Origin of the sequence: Candidatus Albibeggiatoa sp. nov. BB20, assembly GCA_016744725.1 — a bacterium.
Lineage (GTDB): Bacteria > Pseudomonadota > Gammaproteobacteria > Beggiatoales > Beggiatoaceae > Albibeggiatoa.
The window spans coordinates 1-18,256 of the sequence record JADGDW010000095.1 but is presented as its reverse complement, the minus strand read 5'-3'; the positions used below and the strand labels follow the sequence as shown (position 1 = coordinate 18,256).

Below are 18,256 nucleotides of genomic sequence, written 5' to 3'. Positions count from 1 at the left end.
ATATAATAGAGTATAAACAACGCGGTCATTTTTAAAAAAGAAAACCCTGACTACACCTTGCCGCGTATCGAAACCTTACTTGCCTTGCATGAATTTACCAGTGTGAAGGTTTATGTGCAGCAGTCAGGTGTGGATGTTGGGGAATTACAGGGGATCATTGATAGGTTGGTTGTCTGAATCAGGATTTAAGGATTAACAAGATTGGATTGTAGATATTTTTGATAATGATGGCAAATACTTGAGATTAATTCTGTTTCATCTTGTTCAGAACATGATTTAACGGATTGATGGATGTAACAGGATTTGGATTGTAGGCGTATTCCCTTGTCAACCGCGATAGATGATATTTTTAAATAGATTGAGTACACTGATAGACCAAAATAAAAACAGTGGCAAATACCCGTGAATTGGTTTAAACAACTTTTTTCTAAAATACAACAACCTTCAGAAATCGAGCTTAAACACTGGGCAAGTTGTGAATGGATTGAATATCAAGCATGGGTATTTCAACATAGTTTCCTCAGTTGGTATGACTGGCAACAACAACACAAAATCGCCTCGAAATGGTGTGGAAAGCCGCTAATTAGCATTGTGACCCCTGTTTATAATACCGATGTCGAACAACTAACCGCTTGTATCCGCTCAGTGCAAGCCCAAACCTATATGAACTGGCAATGGTGTTTAGTGGACGATGGCAGCAGCTCAGCCGAAACCTTAGCCTGCTTAGAAGAACTCAAAAACCAAAAAGACAAACGAATTCTGATTCAACACCTATTAGAAAACCAAGGGATTTGCATTGCTACCAATCATGCAATCGATCTGGCAGAAGGTGACTATATTGCTTTCCTAGACCATGACGACCGCCTTGCACCCGATGCCCTATTCCATGTTGCCCAACAAATTCAAACCACACCTCAAGTTGATGTCATTTATACCGATCGTGATATGTTGTCATTGCAAGACAAGCGTTTTATGCACCTGCTCAAACCATGCTGGTCACCCGAAACATTATTATCTGGCAATTATTTATTTCACTTAATGGTATACAAAAAAACCTTGCTGAATGACTTGGGAGGATTACGCCCTGAATATGAAGGCTCACAAGACTATGACTTGATCTTACGGGCTTCTGATAAAGCATTGAATGTGCAACATATTCCGAAAGTGCTCTATCACTGGCGACAACATGAAAAATCCATCGCTGGCAAACAAGGAGCGAAAAGCTATACATACATCGCAGGTAAAAGGGCACTGATTGATACTTTAAAACGTCGGGGTTGGTATGGACATGTCACTGAAAATCCTAGCTTATGGCGCGGCAATTACTGTTTGCAATTAGACAATGTGGGACGCTCTTATCAAGTGATTCAATTAGAACATTTGGATCATTATGCACAGCAAATCAATCAAGCATTTGAAACGACCCAAGCGGATTATTTAGTATTTGTCACTATGCCTCACAGTGATTTATCTATTGAGCAATTGGTGAATTGGTTACAGATTGATAAAGTGGGTATGGTGACGGGTAAAATTGTTGATACCGAAACACGTTTATTACATGCAGGCATGGTGCAACGTTTCAAGCTTTCACCTTTACTGGTTTACGCAGGTTTTCCCGAAACAACGGCAGGCTATATGGCAGTCACGACGATGGTGCGAAATGTCAGTGCGCCACATCCAGCCTGTTACGCGCTAAAACGCACCTGTTGGGAACAATTAGGCGGTTTAAATTCTGAATATCAAACGGTTTATGGCTTAGTCGATTTTGCATTACGAGCATTGCAACAGAATTACCGAACAGTCTACAATCCTTATGCACGGTTTGAAGTGTTGGACTGGTGGGAAATATGGGAAAACGAGGAAATTCAGCTATTTTCCCAACAATGGCAAACGTGGCTAGAGGCTGGCGATCCTCATTACCACCCTGCTTTAACACTGTCTTTATTAGATATGGGATTGAAGTTTGGCGATAATTAAACTTGTGACGATGCACCGTGTCGTCATCCAACAGAACACACTAGTGTCCATAAATATCAAGATGCGGGTGCGTCTATAAGTCATTCCACGCAGTGCGTGGAACGAGATAAACGAGAAAAATAATTAGGAAACTATGGAATTTTTTGCTATCGCTGATGTTGAAACTCAGCCAGAAATCTTACAAGCACTCGCGGTGGAAAAACTCAATCAATACTGTGCTGAAATTGATACCGTATTACGAGTTGAACATGAAAACAGTGCTGATATTTATTGTTTGTGGGGTGAATTTACCGTGCATCGACAAGTGATAAATGGCGGTGTGCGCTTTTCAATGCCAAACTGCCCTAATGCTTTCGCTTGGACAATCACAACAAGTTTCGCCCCAGAACCAGAAAAAATTGTGATTCACGGCACGATCAACCGTACTGAACATGATCCTGATTTTATTGAATCGATACAGGCATTCATTCAAGCGTGGAAAGTGGGATTAGAACAGCAGCTATAGTCATTTTATTCTAAAGTGATACAGGACTGGCAGTCCTCGATTTTGAAACTGATTGATATTTAAAGTGTAAAAGGACTGCCAGTCCTAAACCGAAATTGACTATAACATAACAAAAAAGCACTCCATTTTAGAAAAGCTTAATGCTTGCGTTTTAAACCAAACATCACTATTTGTGCTTGGCTTTGTGCGCATTATTTTAAAATGAATCATATCGTTAAGATCAATCAAGCAACCGCTTGGAATCAAGCCAGCAACTATTTAACCTTCAAACGTCTTACTTCCATAACATTAGTCAAATTATCAATTTTAGCTAAAGCCCGACTTAATTGATCCAGCCCTGTGACTTCCACAGTAAATTGCATTTTTACCGTATCATCATTTTTATTGGTCAATGTATTTGTCGCCAGAATATTGATTTTTTCATTGACTGCAATCTGACAAACATCATGCAACAAGCCTTTACGATCATAAGCCAAAATTTGGACATCAATTGGATAAAGCAATGAATCTTCGGTCTCTGGTGCACCCCATTCCACTTCGATTAAACGCTCATTATCTTCATTTTGCCAGCGTAACGTATTAGGACAATCTTGCCTATGTACCATCACGCCGCGCATTTTAGTCACATAACCAATCACAGCTTCATAAGGAACAGGCTTGCAACATCCAGCAGTTTGAGTCAATAAGCCACCCACGCCCCGAATCCGAATATTAGAATGTTCTTGACTGGTCGGCTCTTGAACAACAATCGGTTTCACTTTATCTTGAGCGGGAAAACATAAATCTTGTAGCACCCGTGCCACTTGAATAATGGTTAAATCACCCCGACCCAATGAGGCTAAAAAGGAATCAGACGATGTAAAGCGCATTCTTTGGGCAAGTTTTTCCAAAGAAACATCATTGACACTGAGTCGAGTAAATTCCTTTTCTAATAAGTGTCGTCCATCAGAAATATGTTGCTGTGAATTTTGCTTCGTTAACCAATGTCGAACCTTGGCACGAGCACGAGAGGTTTGTAAATAATGTGAATTAGGATTGAGCCAATCTCGACTAGGACGACTTTCATTAGAAGCTAAAATTTCTACCTGCTCACCGCTTTGTAATTCATAATTGAGCGGTACTAAACGTCCACTGACTTTCGCACCTCGGCAACGATGGCCTAATTGGGTGTGAATATGATAAGCAAAATCTATCGGTGTCGCGCCTTTGGGCAAATCAACGACTTTACCTTTGGGCGATAAAACATACACTCGATCTTCATAAATTTCTGATTTAAAACGATCAATCAAATCATCTGAATCAATATCATCCTCACGGGTTTGCAAAATCTGCCGCAGCCACGCAATTTTAGCGTTAAAACGTTGGTCTTCTGCTGAATTACCGCCTTCTTTATAACGCCAATGTGCCGCAACCCCTAATTCTGCATGACGGTGCATATCTAAAGTACGAATTTGCACTTCAAACACTTTATTTTCGGGCCCATAAACAGCGGTATGCAAAGATTGATAATTATTGTGTTTGGGTGAGGCAATATAATCATCAAATTCATGTGGAATCGGCTGCCATCTCCGATGCACAATACCCAATACCGTATAACACTGGGTCACACTTTGTACCAATACCCGCACCGCTAATACATCAAAAATACGGTCGAAATTGGTTTGTTTACGGTTCATCTTATTCCAGATGCTATAAATATGTTTAGGACGGCCAGAAATTTCTGCTTCAATACCTTCCTCAGCTAAAGCATTGGTCAAATCCGACATGATGCCCTGAATATAATCTTCACGGTCAATTCGACGTTCATCTAATAATTTGGCTAATTTTTTATAAGCAGCAGGCTCTAAATAACGTAATGATAAATCTTCTAATTCCCATTTTATCTGCCAAATACCTAAGCGATTAGCCAGTGGCGCGTATAAATCCAAGGTTTCTTGTGCTAACCGATGCCGAATGGTTTCATCTTCGACATAAGATAAAGTACGCATTTTATCTAAACGGTCAGCCAGTTTAATTAATACCACGCGCACATCTTCAGCCATTGCTAACAACATTTTACGGAAGCGCTCTTTTTGCTTATCTTCCCAATGCTGTTCAAAGGTATCTTGGCTGATTTCTTCAATCGCATGCATTTTGGTGGTATCTTCGATTAAACGTCGAATTGTTGCACCAAAACGTTTTTCAATCTGCTTTAAAGCTTTGATATCACTGGCTTCATGCAATATGCCTGCAATCAGCACGTCAGTGTCCATACCCAAGTCGGCAAGGATGTCGGCTACGGTGAGTACATGAGCAAGATAAGGGTCTCCTGAAACGCGAGTTTGATCTGCATGTATTTCATACGCAAGATTACAAGCATCTACTAAATTCTGTTTTTCTATTTCACTGCGATGTGTGCAGACACGATTAACCCAGTGCGCAATATCAATAGGATCATTGCTGCCGGGTACTAAAAAAGGGTCTTTGACATTTACCATAGGTATGTTTCGATATTGTGCTGGTGAGGGTATGTGTCAGAAATGTCTAAAGAACAAATACATGATTGGAATAATATCAACATATTTTATCACAATAATAGTGTAAAGCCTGAAAACTAAGCTCATTTCAATCAAGAGCTGAACACAATATGCAAATATTGGGCGAGAAATATCACTGTTCAATGTCTTTAACTTACAAGATGGTCAAACAATCATCTAAATTCAATACCCAATGATAAAAAAGTCTCAATCTAACATCGCAAATTAAAAAGCCTTTGGGTATACTTAAACCCTTAACTTTTACTCTTAAGACACGCTGATTGTTTGAGGAATTAACATGCTAGTCATACCCGCCATTGATTTAAAGGATGGTCAATGTGTTCGCTTGAAGCAAGGACGTATGGATGATGAAACCATCTTCTCTTCTGATCCTGTGGCTATGGCAGGACATTGGATAGAACAAGGTGCTAAACGTTTACACATTGTAGATTTAAACGGCGCATTTGCAGGAAAACCTGTTAATGGGGAAATTATCCAAAATATTACAAAAACTTACCCCAAGATTGAAATTCAAGTTGGTGGTGGTATTCGAGATACTGACACCATATTAGCTTATTTAGAAATGGGCGTTGCACAAGTCATTTTAGGTACAAAAGCGATTAACGCCCCTCATTTTGTATCAGATGCCTGTTTAGAATTTCCCGGACGCATTATTGTCGGATTGGATGCTAAAAATGGCAAATTAGCAACAAATGGTTGGTCAAAAATGTCGCAGCATACCGCGATTGATTTGGCTAAACGTTTTGAGCAAGACGGCGTTTCAGCGATTATTTACACTGACATTAACCGTGATGGCATGATGCAAGGACTTAATTTAGATTTAACCGTTGAATTAGCCCGTGCAACAGCGATTCCAATCATCGCATCAGGTGGTGTGACCACAATCGAAGACATTCAAAATTTGTGTAATGTTGCAGAAGAAGGTATCACAGGCACAATTACAGGTCGTGCGATTTATGAGGGTACTTTAAACTATGCAGAAGCCCAAGCCCTTGCAGATAAATACAAAAGTGCGTCGATTTAGTGATTTTTCTGAGCAAATGATGGGCAGTTTATAGTCGTTTTATTTTAAAATGATATAGGATTGGCAGTCCTTGATTTCAAAAGTAGTTGATATTTAAACTATAAAAAGATTGCCAACCTAACATACAAACAAAATTGGCTATAACAAGCTCAGAAATATTTTATATTTACACCTTATCAGGGCTAGCAGTCCAAAATAAAGTAGGAAAAAATTAAATGGGTTTAGCTAAACGTGTTATCCCTTGTTTAGATGTTGATGCAGGTCGCGTGGTCAAAGGGGTTAATTTCGTCAATATCCGTGACGCGGGGAATCCTGTTGAAGTGGCTTGTCGCTATGATGAACAAGGCGCGGATGAAATCACTTTTTTAGATATTACGGCCAGCTCTGATGAACGTGAAACAATAGTGCATGTCGTTGAAGAAGTGGCCAGCCAAGTTTTTATCCCATTAACAGTGGGTGGCGGCATTCGTAAATTAGAAGATATTAGCCGAATGCTTCATGCGGGTGCGGATAAAATCAGCATTAACACGGCTGCGGTTTTTAACCCTGAATTTGTACAACAAGCCAGTACCCATTTTGGCTCGCAATGTATCGTGGTTGCCATTGATGCCAAACAGGTTGGCGATGAGCATTGGGAAGTATTTACTCATGGTGGTCGTAAGTCTACAGGGATCAATGCTGTTGCTTGGGCGCAAAAAATGGTCGAATATGGTGCAGGTGAAATCTTGCTGACCAGTATGGACAGAGATGGAACTAAAAATGGGTTTGATATTGGTTTAACCCGTACAATTAGTGAAGCGGTAACAGTACCTGTGATTGCCTCAGGTGGGGTTGGTAATTTAGACCATCTGGTTGATGGAGTGAAACAAGGCAAAGCTGACGCGGTGCTGGCAGCCAGTATTTTCCACTTTGGTGAATACACAGTTGGAGAAGCAAAACAGAAAATGCAGCAAGCAGGTATCGAAGTTCGTTTATAAACTAAAAATATCGATGCCTAAAAACTGAGCATATTAAGTAATGAAGTGATCTGTTCAGGGGTGTAAAACTTACTTTGCGTGCACAGAATCAAACCCGCACTCCTGAATTGATCTCAGTTTATTTCTAAATTATTAAGAATATAAAATCTATCCTGCCCATAATAAATCTTATATTAATACAAATTTCACTTATGCTGTTGCAAGCGATCAAATTCATATAAATAGCTTAAAATTCAACATACTGGCGTAAATTTCTGTATTTGGCCAATATCCGACATTCCGCGTGACAAAAGACAGTCATGTGAAAGCAGATTATTTTTAGCACTTATTGAGACAAATATCATATAAATGCAACATTTATGTCATACTTATTTGATAGCCTTAGTCGTATTCTAAAACTTGTGAGGCTATCATGTCTATACAAATTGACGCTACAGCTAAACAAGATATTACGGGTCAATTTTCTTTTCCTGATAAAGCAGATAAATTGCGTGTGATACATCGTTATCCACTTGCCACTGTTGAATCTCTTACCATTCCTCGGGCACATGTTGGGCCTGAAAATACGGTTGAGAAAGTGGGTAAAATGTTTTTATCACATCCCCATCTGCAATCGATTCCTGTGGTGCATAAAAAAACACCTGTGGGCATTGTGCATCGTTATCAATTGATGGATATTTACCTCAGTGCCTATGGGCGTGATTTGCACGGGCGCAAACCGATTATACAATTTATGGATTCTAATCCTGTGGTGATTGAAGATAACTTGCCTGTGGAAGCTGCAAGTAAATTCATCACTCAAAATATGCAATTTGCCGCCAGCCAAGATTTTATCATCGCACATCAAGGCAAATATCAGGGCATTGGTATGGTTATGGATTTGTTGAAAAAAATAACCAATTTACAAATCGAAGCTTATAATAAAGAACTTGCCCAAAAAGTCAATGAATTAGAAAAACGTACTTCAGAACTGTCGGTTGCCAACATGCAAGCCCAAGCCGCCAACGAACAAGCCCGCGCTGCGAACCAAGTCAAAACCCGTTTCCTAGCCAATATGAGTCATGAATTACGCACTCCGATTAACGCTATTGTAGGCTATAGTGAAATTATAGAAGAAGAAGCAGAAGATATCGGGCAAGATTTCTGTGTGGATGATTTGCAAAAAATTCAAAAAGCAGGTCGTCATTTGCTGAGTATGGTAAGTGATATTTTAGAAGCAACTAAGATAGCCTCTGAAAATATTGATTTAGATTTAAGCTCATTTGGTTTTTCTGACATGTTGCAAGAAGTGGCCGATACGCTAAAACCAGTGATTGCAGATGGCCATAACAGTTTAAATATTGAATGCGAATACTTTGGGACAATGTATGCGGATTTACCTAAAGTGCGCCACTGTTTGTATAATTTACTAACAAATGCGGCAAAATTTTCCAAAAGCAATGAGATTTTATTATTTGCTACCCGTGAAATAGAGCATGGCAATGAATGGATTATTTTTGGGGTTAAAGACCAAGGGGTTGGCATGTCGCCTGAGCAAATTGATAATTTATTCAGCGCATTTAATCAATTAGATAATTCATCCACCCGTAACCATGATGGTGCAGGGCTAGGTTTAACCATTGTGAAGCAATTTTGTGAAATGATGGGCGGCAGTATCAGCGTGAGCAGTGAATTAAATCAAGGCAGCCAATTTATTGTGCGTCTACCTCGTTATGTTGAGCAGCCTCTAGTTGATGAGTCAGGGACAATAGGCTTTGATAACAAAGTGAATATAACAACTTAAAAATAGTAAATACAGCAACAAGGTTTTGTTCTTTCATCACCATGTATTGAAAATCTTCACTGACTGTATTTTGCACTTATTTCTTAAAATGCCATATATCTTATTTAAACTACTTTAAAGATATAAAATCTGCATAAGCTTTAAATAACGCAGGAAATAAATCAAATTCTCTTCTTAACAATAATGCCAGTGCTTTTAAGCCAAATCGCAATAGCATCACAATTGGTAAGCGCAAAGGGTAAAAATTAGCAGTGTATTTCAATGTGCTGAGATTTTCATAATAATTGGCGCGTTGTAATTTAGCACGGATATTCTGTTTAACTTGCCCAATGCTGGCACTGCCTTGATGATAAACAATACTGTCGCGACACCATCCAATTTGATAGCCCGCCCGTTTCAAGCGTTGGCAATAATCCAGCTCTTCATAAAATAAAAAATATTCTTCATTTAACAATCCGACTTGTTCAATCACAGGCACTGGCAAAAATAGGGCTGCACCATAGATATAATCTAATTTGGGATCAGGCAAAGATTGGAGCTGTTGCTGAGTTTGGCCAACATAAATATTTTTAAACACAGTGACCCAAGGATAATAGCGGCATCCCCCTGCACACTGTACAAGATGCGGAGGTTCTGCTTCTAAAATCGTACTGCCCACTAAACCCATTTTATCCTGCTGTGCAAATTGATAAAGCTGATCTAAAGCATCAGGCTCAACCTGCGTATCATTATTTAATAGCCAAATATAATCAAAATTTTGTTGGCTAAGCGCGTAACGGATGCCCACATTCATCCCACCTGCAAAACCCAGATTTTTGCCTGTTTGAATCAAAATACACTCAAACTGAACTTGCTTTGAAAAATTGGCTTGCAAATGGATTTTATATTGGTTGTCAGAATAATGCTGCTTTATCCAGTTTGAAATATGAGCAAAAGATTGATTATCCGAATGATTATCGCAAATAATCACACTGACAAAAAGCTTTGTTTTCAATTGTCGTAATGAGTTTAAACAGGCCAAGGTTGCTTGCCATGTTTGCCAATTTAAAATCACAATGGCGATGCGTTTCATAAAGCGGCTTTTTCAATTATCCAATCAATACGCTGTTGTAAATCCGTGGTTAGGCGTGGAATCACTGTGACTGGAATTTGCAATCGTTCGTCATAACAAAGTCCCAATATAAGCGTATTTAAATGTTCAATATAAGCTTTATTCAAAGCGGCTTTACCTGTTTCAAAAACCAAAGGAATCGCAGGCTGTAGAATAAACAAATGCTGAAAAGTGTTATTTGCAAGTTTAAAGCATTGATTAATATAGTTTTCTAAATCTTGAAATTCGACCTTGGTTTTACCCTGAATATCTCCCAGTGTGTAAGCCATGAAATCAACAGGCGTTCGATCAGTGATAAAGGCCGTTTGTTGTTGCTGCCAAATATTTTGTGCGGCGTGGATAATTTTATCTTGAATCCATAGCCGAGTTGCAAAGTCCATTGTTGCAGCGGGGTCTAAGCCATGTTGTTGAAATACCGCACTGGTGCTGGTTTGAACAAAATTGATATTGAGCTGTTGTGCAGTGGCTCGTGCCAATGTTGTTTTACCCGTCCGATGGCCACCACAAATTCCGATTTTAAGCATAAGATTATTTTAAATTAGGTAATAAAATGGATTTAATATGTAATTCTAGGGATTCATATTTTTTAATATTATTCATAAAATACCTTTCAATTTACTATGTATACTAAAAATATAATCGATGTAAAAAAGCTTACGAAGATAAGCTGACTATTAAGCTAAATTCTTTGCACATAAAATATGTTGGAGGGTTATACCATGTTAGAGACTTTGCTTGCAGCCTTATTTTCAAGCGGACAGTACATGCCGCACGGCTATTGTTTTCAGTGGGATGAAAATTTAGTACGCCTCCACGTCATATCTGATGCAACTATTGGGATTGCTTATTTTTCCATCCCTTTTATGTTGCTCTATTCTACAATTAAACGTAGTGATTTACCTTTTAAAGGTTTATTTTTGCTTTTTAGCTTATGTATTATTTCTTGTAGTACAACCCATTTATTGTCTATTCTCACCTTATTTGAATCCTACTACTAAAATCATTATTTTTTAAGATATCATAGGGGCTCTATATTATGTGGTGAGTCAGCTTCTCTTAAATTGATGCGGTGATATGCTGCAAAAAGATGTAAATTAGATTGAATTCTAAAGCTTAAAATAGTTGTAACTTGTAAAAGTATGTGTTTGGCCGAATTATGTTAACAACATTAAATGAGAGGCTTAACATGATGCAAGTAAGTTATATTGAAAGTTTAGCCAGTCTAAATGCACAAGCATGGAATGCGCTTCAGGGAACAGATAACCCTTTTTTACGCCATGAATTCTTACTTGCATTAGAGCAGCAACAATGTTTACAGCCCTATGGTTGGCAGCCTATACATGTCGCCATTCATGATGAAAACAATCAACTGATTGGCGCACTTCCGCTTTATATAAAAAATAATTCTTATGGTGAATTTGTGTTTGACTGGGCTTGGGCTTCAGCCTATGAAAGAGTACTTGGCCAAGATTATTATCCTAAGCTTGTCAGTGCGATTCCATACACACCTGTTACCAGCCAGCAATTATTAGTTGCTCCAGATGTTGATTACAATACAATCGCGGCGTTATTGAGCAAATCAGCGCTTGAATTAGCTCAACAGCTCAAAGTCTCTTCATTACATTATTTATTTACCAATCCGCAAGATACTGATTTTTTATCCAATCAGAACCAACAATTCATGTTACGAGCAGGCTATCAGTTTCACTGGCAAAATCAAAACTATCGTGATTTCCAAGATTATTTAGAGCAATTTGTCTCAAAAAAGCGTAAACAAATTCGTAAAGAACGTCGAGAAGCTCAAAATACAGGTTTAGAAATTGAAGTTTTAAATGGCCATACAGCGACCGCCGAACATTGGCAGATTTTTTATGATTTTTATGCGTCGACTTTTGACCGAAAATCAGGCGTTCCAACCCTAACTTTAGATTTCTTCCATACATTAAGCCAAACTATGCCAGATAATATTGTTTTGGTTATGGCGAATCAGAGTGGCGATTATGTTGCAGGTGCATTTAATTTATGTAATGAAACAACATTATACGGGCGGCATTGGGGCTGTAAACAACAGTTTAAACAATTACATTTTGAGCTATGTTATTATCAAACCTTAGATTTTTGTATCCAAAATAAATTGCAATTATTTGAGGCAGGGGCGCAAGGTCAACATAAATTAAGCCGTGGTTTTTTACCTAAACTCACTTGGTCTGCGCATTGGATTGCTGATGATGCTTTCAAACTAATGGTGCAGCGTTTTTTGCAGCATGAAATACCACTCATAGAACAAGATGTTGCTGAACTGAACAAACATACTCCTTTTAAAACTGCAATTTGAGCGTAACTAAAATGACTTGCGTTGGGTTAAATTAACATAATGAGCATAAAGTGACTAAAACTGGCTATTTTACTGGCACATGCTTGAAAACGATGTGAAAATCACACATTACTTTTATAAATAGGTAATGACTTTTTATAAAATATCTAAATTAAATTATGAGATTTTGGAAATCAAAATGCTGTATAGATCACTCAATAAATTAATAATAATATTAAGTTTATTACTGTTTTGTGCGGCAGGGTTCGTGTTTGCCAATGATAATTCAACAAATGCCACAACAAGTGAACATAGCGCGGATATTATCGAAGAACAACATGTTTTAAGTTATTTAACTCAATTAGATTTTGAAGAATTATTTGATATTGATATTCTTGATATTAAAGCCTTTTCAGCCGCTAAAAAACAACAAAAATTAACCGATACAGCCGCTGCCTTATTTGTTATCACTCAGGAAGATATTAGACGTGCAGGCATCACTCATGTCGCTGAGGCTTTACGTTTAGTGCCCGGAATTCAGGTGGCAAGAACTGATGCAAATAAATGGGCGATCAGTTCACGAGGATTTAATGATTTATATTCTAGCAAGCTATTGGTGATGATTGATGGGCGTACGGTGTACAACCCCTTGCGTTCAGAAGTTTTGTGGTATTTACAAGATTTATTCATAGAAGATATTGAACGAATTGAAGTAATTCGCGGACCAGGCGCTTCATTATGGGGTGCAAATGCAGTCAATGGTGTGATTAATATTTTAACCAAATCAGCACAAAAAACCGAAGGTGGTTTACTGACTGCAAGTTTAGGAACGGGTGAAGAAAATGCGATTTTAGGCTATCGGCATGGCGGTAAAATTAAAGATGATTTGTATTATCGGGCGTATGGCAAACTCTATCAGCATGATAATTTTGTTGACCCACAAGGCGAGGCGGTTAAAAACGAATGGAAAATGCGTCAAGCTGGATTTCGGATGGATTGGGAGTTTGATAAGCGAAATGAGCTGTCTTTACATGGCAGCCTATACCAAGGTGATTTAAATCAGCACGTACTTTTACTTTATCCCAATGTTAAAGCTGTGGATGACCGACTTGTGGTGCGAGGTCATAACCTATTGGCAAGCTGGAAACGCAACACAGGAAAAAGTAGCACGGTTCTAAAAAGCTATTTTACGCATAGCAGATATAAAGACATATTTTATACTGAGAAACGCGATATTTTCGACTTAGATTGGCAACAGCATTATAAATTTAACCCACATTATGAAGTGGTTTGGGGTTTAGCTTATCGTTATACCAAAGATAACTTTCCATCACAAAATGAGAATGATTTTATACGTTATAAGCCTAATCAACGAACTGATAATTTATTTAGTGCATTTATTCAAAACGAATTTTGGTTAAAACCTGATAAATTACGCCTTACACTGGGTTCTAAATTTGAATATAACGATTATACGGGTTTTGAAGTTCAACCTACGGCGCGTTTATTATGGAAATTGGATGAGACCAAATCAGCTTGGGCGGCGGTGTCGCGTGCGGTTCGTACTCCTTCAAGAATGGATCACACTCTATCAGCACAATACGCAAATGAACCTCCTTTTAGTACGCTTTATATTTCAGGGTCTAGTGATTTCAAAGCAGAAATATTAGTTGCTTACGAGCTGGGTTTACATTGGCAATTAAGCAAGCAATCTTTTATAGATATAAGTTTGTTTTTAAATGATTATGATGAGTTAGGTATTACCAAGTTGACTAATATTAGTCTTACTCCGCCCGCTATTTATTTTGAAATCGCAAATGGTATGCAAGGGGAAATTTTTGGTGCAGAACTCGCGGGAGTTTGGCAAGTTAATGATGCGGTTAATATCAAAGCGGCTTACACTTATATGAAGACCCAACTGCATATTGTTGAGCCAGCCGACAATAGTATCCAAGATTGGGAATTAGTTGAAGGCAATGATCCAAACCATCAAGCCAGTTTAAATGTATTTTGGACGATTTCACCACGTTGGGAATTAGATACCAGTCTTTATTATGTGGATGATTTACCTAGCCAAAATACGCCAAACTATACACGGCTTGATATGCGTTTAGGTTGGCAACCTCACCCTGATTGGCATTTTAGCTTAGGCGTACGGAATTTATTTGATAGCCAGCATAAAGAATTTGGTACAGGTTTTGACGGCAATATTGCAATTCCTAGTGATGTAAGACGCTCTGCTTATATCCAAGTGCAATGGCAGTATTAGTTTATCTAATAGACTGGTTGTTTATACGGCTTTCCCGCAATTTCTCTTACTAACTTTGGCACTAAATAACCTGATAATTGGCTGCGTAATGCGGTCACTAATTGGATTGCCCGTTGCTCTGATACGTCAAAATGGGCAGCCCCTTGCACTTTATCTAACAGATGCAAATAGTAAGGTAAGACTTGGTATTTAAATAAAGTTTCACTGAGTTGAGCCAGAGTATGAACCTCATCATTGACTTGTTTTAATAAAACGGTTTGGTTTAGCACCGAAACCCCATTTTTGACTAAATTTTGCAGCCCTTGCCCTACTTGTTCATCGATTTCATTTGAATGGTTGGTATGGACGATAAGTACCACTTGTAAGCGGGTTGCAGTCAATAAATCTAATAGCTTTTGGGTCATGCGTTGTGGAAGCACAATTGGCAGTCGGCTGTGAATGCGTAAACGCTGTATGTGTTCGATGCCTTCAACTTTCTGGATAAATGTCGCGAGTCGCTCATCAGATAAAATCAAAGGATCACCACCGCTCAATATTAGCTCATGAATACTGGTATCAGATTTTAGATAATTAATCACATCGGGATCAGCAAGAGTATTGCCTTTATATTCAAAATGTTGACGGAAACAATATCGGCAATGTATGGCACATGCACCTGTGGCTAGCAACAGCACCCGCCCTTGATATTTGTGTAGAATCCCTGGTATTTTTTGCGCGGCATTATCACCGACTGGGTCATGGCTAAATGGCTCAATTTCAATAAGCTCTTGTTTTAAAACTAAGATTTGACGAAGCAAAGGATCATTAGGATCATTCTTGGTCATTTTATCAAAATAGGGCTGTGGTACATAAAGTGGGAATTTGGGTTGTAGTAACAGTTTGTTTATAAATTCATTTGGTAATTCTAGCTGCTGAATTAGTTGGTGTGGATTACGGATGCTTTGTTGTAACAATTGTTGCCAATCAGCTTGCTGAGTCATGGAATTTCTGCAAAAGTCAAAATAAATAGCTTTATGTTTTATGGGTTTAATACATGAACTCAAGCTTATTATGATTTTTAAATAGGAAATCAGACAATATTTCATCATTTCCCTAACAAAAAACAAGAAAAGCCCTGTTATAGTCGTTTTATTTTAAAGTGATACAGGACTGGCAGTCCTAACACATGAACCAGAATTGACTATACCTAATGGCATGTTTTCTTAATGGGGATTGTTGTATAGAATTTCTTTGAAATATCTTAATCTCTCACGAGCTGTTTAGATTTTTCTTTACATTGAACGATGTCGAGAATGAGAAATAATAAGCCTAATATTAGCACAAACAATAGATAGATAAAGCCTGTTAAATACGATAATATTTAGCGATCAACATTCACTGGAGTCATTGTAATGAAATTGAAAATGATGCTTAAATTGCTTGTTTTATTAATTTTTGGTTTTAACTTATCTTTAGTTCAAGCGGCCAGCAATATTTTAGATGAACAGCTCAAGAGTACGCGTATCATTCCCAAGTATGCCCGTGGTGGTTGTGAATACACTAAAATTTCTAGTCATTTTGTGCTACTGCCACTTGCTTCTCAAAGCATTGGTATTACAACAACAGCGCAACCTAGTTTGTACTGGTTTACATCGGAAGATGTTGGTGAAAGTTTATTCACCATAAAAATTGCCAATATGGAAAATGAGAATGAAGGCCCAACTGAAATTGTTTTAGAAAAAGATAAATTAGCGGCTGGAATTCATTTATTTTCACTTCAGGAACACGCACTGGTATTGGCTGAAAATGTATTGTATGAATGGACAATTTCGCTCGTATGTGATCCATATAATCCTTCGTCGAATCAGACTATTGGCGGTGTTATCAAATACCAAAATAATGAGATTTTAGCCGAAGCTGCAAAATCCGATACCAAGCAAATGGCCAATTTGTATCAACAGAAAAAAATCGGTTGGTATGATGCAATTCACGCAGTTTCCAGTCAAATTGATGCAGATAAATCATTGCGTGCTGTGCGTGCTCATTTGAATAAGCAAGAGCAGTTAGATGTTATTGCTACATTTGATCAATAATTTAAATTGATAAATCCACGTCTTTTGGGCGTGGCTAAATAAGCAAAAATAATGGATTTTTCTATTGGATTACTTAGAATATAGCCATTGAATGAAAATAAGACAACTGTTTATTCAATTCACAACACCGTATGTTTTGACTGCATTCCCATAAATTTGGTTACTCTACTATGTAGGATAAATTTAGAGTTTTAGCTACTGTTTTTAAACGTTTATCTTCTGTCCAGAGTTTTATTTGATGAATATAGGTTGCAAATAAAAGTGTAATATCGACAATCCCTATACCTCTCCCCATCAGTTTTTGTTGTTCTATGAAATCTAGTACATCTAATGTATTTACTTCCTGTATTGTTGGTAGAGCTTTCAATAAACTTAGAATTTTTTGTCTTTGATGTAAATTTCCACAAGCTAGTTCACCAATGACCAGTGGATGGCATATAATTTGGTTTTTAATAAGTAGGTTTGTGAGTTGTTCGTCTTGTTTGTGCAGGTGATTAATCCATACAGAGGTGTCTACTAAAATCATTTTAGATTTCTCGGCGGCGTGGAATTGCCTCAAGGTTTGCTTCTGTGCCACCTAGCTCTGCAAGTTGTTTGGCTGCTTGGATATTTTGTGGTGAGGCAGTGGATTCTAATGGTTTTACAATTTTGATTTCATCTGAGGAGAAATGATTTAGTAACCAGAAAAACTTCTCACTGATTGCTTCATCAATTTTTAGGGTGACAGTTTGCATGTGTGCTCTCACTTATTTATCATTTCTTTATCCACCACATATTAACATATCAACCTATAACGCAGAGCGTTTTAACTGCATTCCCACAAGCTTGTGGGAACGAGGTAACTATCTAACAAAATTTGCACAGAATCCACACGAGTAAACATGACTTGCCAACCCACCACAGTACAAGTGTGAAAATAGGAATATTGTTCATTTAAGACTTGATAGCGACTGCGTCCCATTTTGATTTTCTTTCAATTTCTTCAAGCAGAGCTTGATAGACAGGCATTACCAAATTTTATTTGGTAACGAGCGATTTTTCCATATTTATTTTTTATCAAAAAAGCACAAAAATCCCAGCTTCTAAACCAAAATATCTTCAGTCTCAGTATAAACAAAATAAGTATTCTTACCTTGTTCTTTGGCCAAATACATTGCCATATCCGCATGTTGCACTAACACCTCAATTGCAAACTGCTCATCACAATCTTCCATTTCAGGAAAGAAACTAATTCCGATATTCGCATCAATTTGTAACTCACGGCCATTAATATCTATCGGTTGCGCAAGCTGTTGGAAAATCCGTTCCGCGACCAAACGTACATCATAATCCTGATTAATCTGGGACAATATAATGATAAACTCATCACCATCCACCCGTGCAATACTATCGCCTTCACGCAAACAGTTTTTCAAAAGCTGGGCAATCAAACGCAAATAATCATCACCAACATCAAAACCAAAGGTCTCATTGACCTGTTTAAAATCATCTAAATCCAAATACAACAATGCAACTCGCTCACCCTGACGACAAGCCCGTGTCAATTGTTCATGGAATAACAAACGGTTAGGCAATTTAGTTAGCGAATCATAATGGGTCAACAAACGTACTCGCTCATCATCTTCCTGCAACGAATCAATATCCGAATACACCGCCACATAATGGGTAATCTCGTTATGTTCCCCTC

The 18,256-nt window shown here is 38.0% G+C and carries 17 protein-coding genes; 9 read left to right on the top strand and 8 right to left on the bottom strand.

Annotated features, from left to right (window positions below; genetic code table 11):
* Positions 1–402 precede the first annotated feature (402 nt).
* Entirely contained in the window at positions 403–1,977 is a 1,575-nt protein-coding gene (locus ABXH34_RS11495; protein WP_353572028.1) for a glycosyltransferase, read from the top strand.
* 133 nt (positions 1,978–2,110) lie between these two features.
* Entirely contained in the window at positions 2,111–2,482 is a 372-nt protein-coding gene (locus ABXH34_RS11490; protein ID WP_353572027.1) for a hypothetical protein, read from the top strand.
* 254 nt (positions 2,483–2,736) lie between these two features.
* On the opposite strand, the gene ABXH34_RS11485 is transcribed toward ABXH34_RS11490, so the two are convergent.
* Positions 2,737–4,959: a RelA/SpoT family protein gene (locus ABXH34_RS11485; protein WP_353572026.1), complete on the bottom strand. Its 2,223-nt coding sequence runs from the start codon at positions 4,957–4,959 to the stop codon at positions 2,737–2,739.
* 337 nt (positions 4,960–5,296) lie between these two features.
* On the opposite strand from ABXH34_RS11485, the gene hisA reads away from it, so the two are divergent.
* The 3 genes from hisA to ABXH34_RS11470 all read left to right on the top strand — a co-directional run bounded on the left by hisA (position 5,297) and on the right by ABXH34_RS11470 (position 8,803).
* Positions 5,297–6,043: a 1-(5-phosphoribosyl)-5-[(5-phosphoribosylamino)methylideneamino]imidazole-4-carboxamide isomerase gene (gene hisA, locus ABXH34_RS11480; RefSeq protein WP_353572025.1), complete on the top strand. Its 747-nt coding sequence runs from the start codon at positions 5,297–5,299 to the stop codon at positions 6,041–6,043.
* A gap of 215 nt (positions 6,044–6,258) precedes the next feature.
* Positions 6,259–7,020 (top strand): imidazole glycerol phosphate synthase subunit HisF, encoded by a 762-nt coding sequence (hisF, locus tag ABXH34_RS11475; protein ID WP_353572024.1) that lies wholly within the window; start codon positions 6,259–6,261, stop codon positions 7,018–7,020.
* 412 nt (positions 7,021–7,432) lie between these two features.
* Positions 7,433–8,803 (top strand): ATP-binding protein, encoded by a 1,371-nt coding sequence (locus tag ABXH34_RS11470; RefSeq protein ID WP_353572023.1) that lies wholly within the window; start codon positions 7,433–7,435, stop codon positions 8,801–8,803.
* Between the two features lie 109 nt (positions 8,804–8,912).
* On the opposite strand, the gene ABXH34_RS11465 is transcribed toward ABXH34_RS11470, so the two are convergent.
* Together ABXH34_RS11465 and ABXH34_RS11460 are read right to left on the bottom strand one after the other, a co-directional pair.
* Positions 8,913–9,875, bottom strand: a complete 963-nt coding sequence (locus ABXH34_RS11465) for a glycosyltransferase family 2 protein (protein WP_353572022.1) — start codon at positions 9,873–9,875, stop codon at positions 8,913–8,915.
* Entirely contained in the window at positions 9,872–10,438 is a 567-nt protein-coding gene (locus ABXH34_RS11460) for an AAA family ATPase (RefSeq protein ID WP_353572021.1), read from the bottom strand. Before ABXH34_RS11460 ends, ABXH34_RS11465 begins: the two co-directional genes overlap by 4 nt.
* A 195-nt stretch (positions 10,439–10,633) precedes the next feature.
* Between ABXH34_RS11460 and ABXH34_RS11455 the strand changes: the two genes are divergently transcribed.
* From ABXH34_RS11455 to ABXH34_RS11445, 3 genes are all read left to right on the top strand, one after another.
* Positions 10,634–10,912: a hypothetical protein gene (locus ABXH34_RS11455; protein ID WP_353572020.1), complete on the top strand. Its 279-nt coding sequence runs from the start codon at positions 10,634–10,636 to the stop codon at positions 10,910–10,912.
* Between the two features lie 188 nt (positions 10,913–11,100).
* Positions 11,101–12,249 carry a GNAT family N-acetyltransferase gene (locus ABXH34_RS11450; RefSeq protein ID WP_353572019.1) on the top strand — a complete coding sequence of 383 codons (1,149 nt, stop codon included), beginning with the start codon at positions 11,101–11,103 and terminating at the stop codon, positions 12,247–12,249.
* A gap of 247 nt (positions 12,250–12,496) precedes the next feature.
* On the top strand, positions 12,497–14,497 hold the full coding sequence (locus ABXH34_RS11445; RefSeq protein WP_353572018.1) for a TonB-dependent receptor plug domain-containing protein: 2,001 nt from the start codon (positions 12,497–12,499) through the stop codon (positions 14,495–14,497).
* Positions 14,498–14,502: 5 nt separating this feature from the next.
* Here ABXH34_RS11445 and epmB read toward each other — a convergent pair whose 3' ends face one another.
* Positions 14,503–15,477: an EF-P beta-lysylation protein EpmB gene (epmB, locus tag ABXH34_RS11440; RefSeq protein WP_353572017.1), complete on the bottom strand. Its 975-nt coding sequence runs from the start codon at positions 15,475–15,477 to the stop codon at positions 14,503–14,505.
* A gap of 411 nt (positions 15,478–15,888) precedes the next feature.
* Between epmB and ABXH34_RS11435 the strand changes: the two genes are divergently transcribed.
* Positions 15,889–16,569, top strand: coding sequence for a DUF928 domain-containing protein (locus ABXH34_RS11435; protein ID WP_353572016.1), 681 nt, complete (start codon positions 15,889–15,891; stop codon positions 16,567–16,569).
* A gap of 160 nt (positions 16,570–16,729) precedes the next feature.
* Here ABXH34_RS11435 and ABXH34_RS11430 read toward each other — a convergent pair whose 3' ends face one another.
* From ABXH34_RS11430 to ABXH34_RS11415, 4 genes are all read right to left on the bottom strand, one after another.
* Positions 16,730–17,095, bottom strand: coding sequence for a type II toxin-antitoxin system VapC family toxin (locus ABXH34_RS11430; protein WP_353572015.1), 366 nt, complete (start codon positions 17,093–17,095; stop codon positions 16,730–16,732).
* Between the two features lies 1 nt (position 17,096).
* Positions 17,097–17,303: a hypothetical protein gene (locus tag ABXH34_RS11425; RefSeq protein WP_353572014.1), complete on the bottom strand. Its 207-nt coding sequence runs from the start codon at positions 17,301–17,303 to the stop codon at positions 17,097–17,099.
* Positions 17,304–17,374: 71 nt separating this feature from the next.
* A complete protein-coding gene (locus ABXH34_RS11420; protein WP_353572013.1) occupies positions 17,375–17,530 on the bottom strand; it encodes a hypothetical protein in 156 nt (51 codons plus the stop codon).
* 121 nt (positions 17,531–17,651) lie between these two features.
* The coding region (locus tag ABXH34_RS11415; RefSeq protein ID WP_353572012.1) for a diguanylate cyclase domain-containing protein at positions 17,652–18,256 on the bottom strand (605 nt) is incomplete at its 5' end.

Coding starts and splice junctions, on each gene's coding strand:
- ABXH34_RS11455 (WP_353572020.1), top strand. CDS start 10,634: ATGTTAGAGACTTTGCTTGCAGCCTTATTTTCAAGCGGACAGTACATG.
- ABXH34_RS11460 (WP_353572021.1), bottom strand. CDS start 10,438: ATGCTTAAAATCGGAATTTGTGGTGGCCATCGGACGGGTAAAACAACA.
- epmB (WP_353572017.1), bottom strand. CDS start 15,477: ATGACTCAGCAAGCTGATTGGCAACAATTGTTACAACAAAGCATCCGT.
- ABXH34_RS11485 (WP_353572026.1), bottom strand. CDS start 4,959: ATGGTAAATGTCAAAGACCCTTTTTTAGTACCCGGCAGCAATGATCCT.
- ABXH34_RS11490 (WP_353572027.1), top strand. CDS start 2,111: ATGGAATTTTTTGCTATCGCTGATGTTGAAACTCAGCCAGAAATCTTA.
- ABXH34_RS11430 (WP_353572015.1), bottom strand. CDS start 17,095: ATGATTTTAGTAGACACCTCTGTATGGATTAATCACCTGCACAAACAA.
- ABXH34_RS11465 (WP_353572022.1), bottom strand. CDS start 9,875: ATGAAACGCATCGCCATTGTGATTTTAAATTGGCAAACATGGCAAGCA.
- hisA (WP_353572025.1), top strand. CDS start 5,297: ATGCTAGTCATACCCGCCATTGATTTAAAGGATGGTCAATGTGTTCGC.
- ABXH34_RS11435 (WP_353572016.1), top strand. CDS start 15,889: ATGAAATTGAAAATGATGCTTAAATTGCTTGTTTTATTAATTTTTGGT.
- ABXH34_RS11425 (WP_353572014.1), bottom strand. CDS start 17,303: ATGCAAACTGTCACCCTAAAAATTGATGAAGCAATCAGTGAGAAGTTT.
- ABXH34_RS11420 (WP_353572013.1), bottom strand. CDS start 17,530: ATGGGACGCAGTCGCTATCAAGTCTTAAATGAACAATATTCCTATTTT.
- hisF (WP_353572024.1), top strand. CDS start 6,259: ATGGGTTTAGCTAAACGTGTTATCCCTTGTTTAGATGTTGATGCAGGT.
- ABXH34_RS11470 (WP_353572023.1), top strand. CDS start 7,433: ATGTCTATACAAATTGACGCTACAGCTAAACAAGATATTACGGGTCAA.
- ABXH34_RS11450 (WP_353572019.1), top strand. CDS start 11,101: ATGATGCAAGTAAGTTATATTGAAAGTTTAGCCAGTCTAAATGCACAA.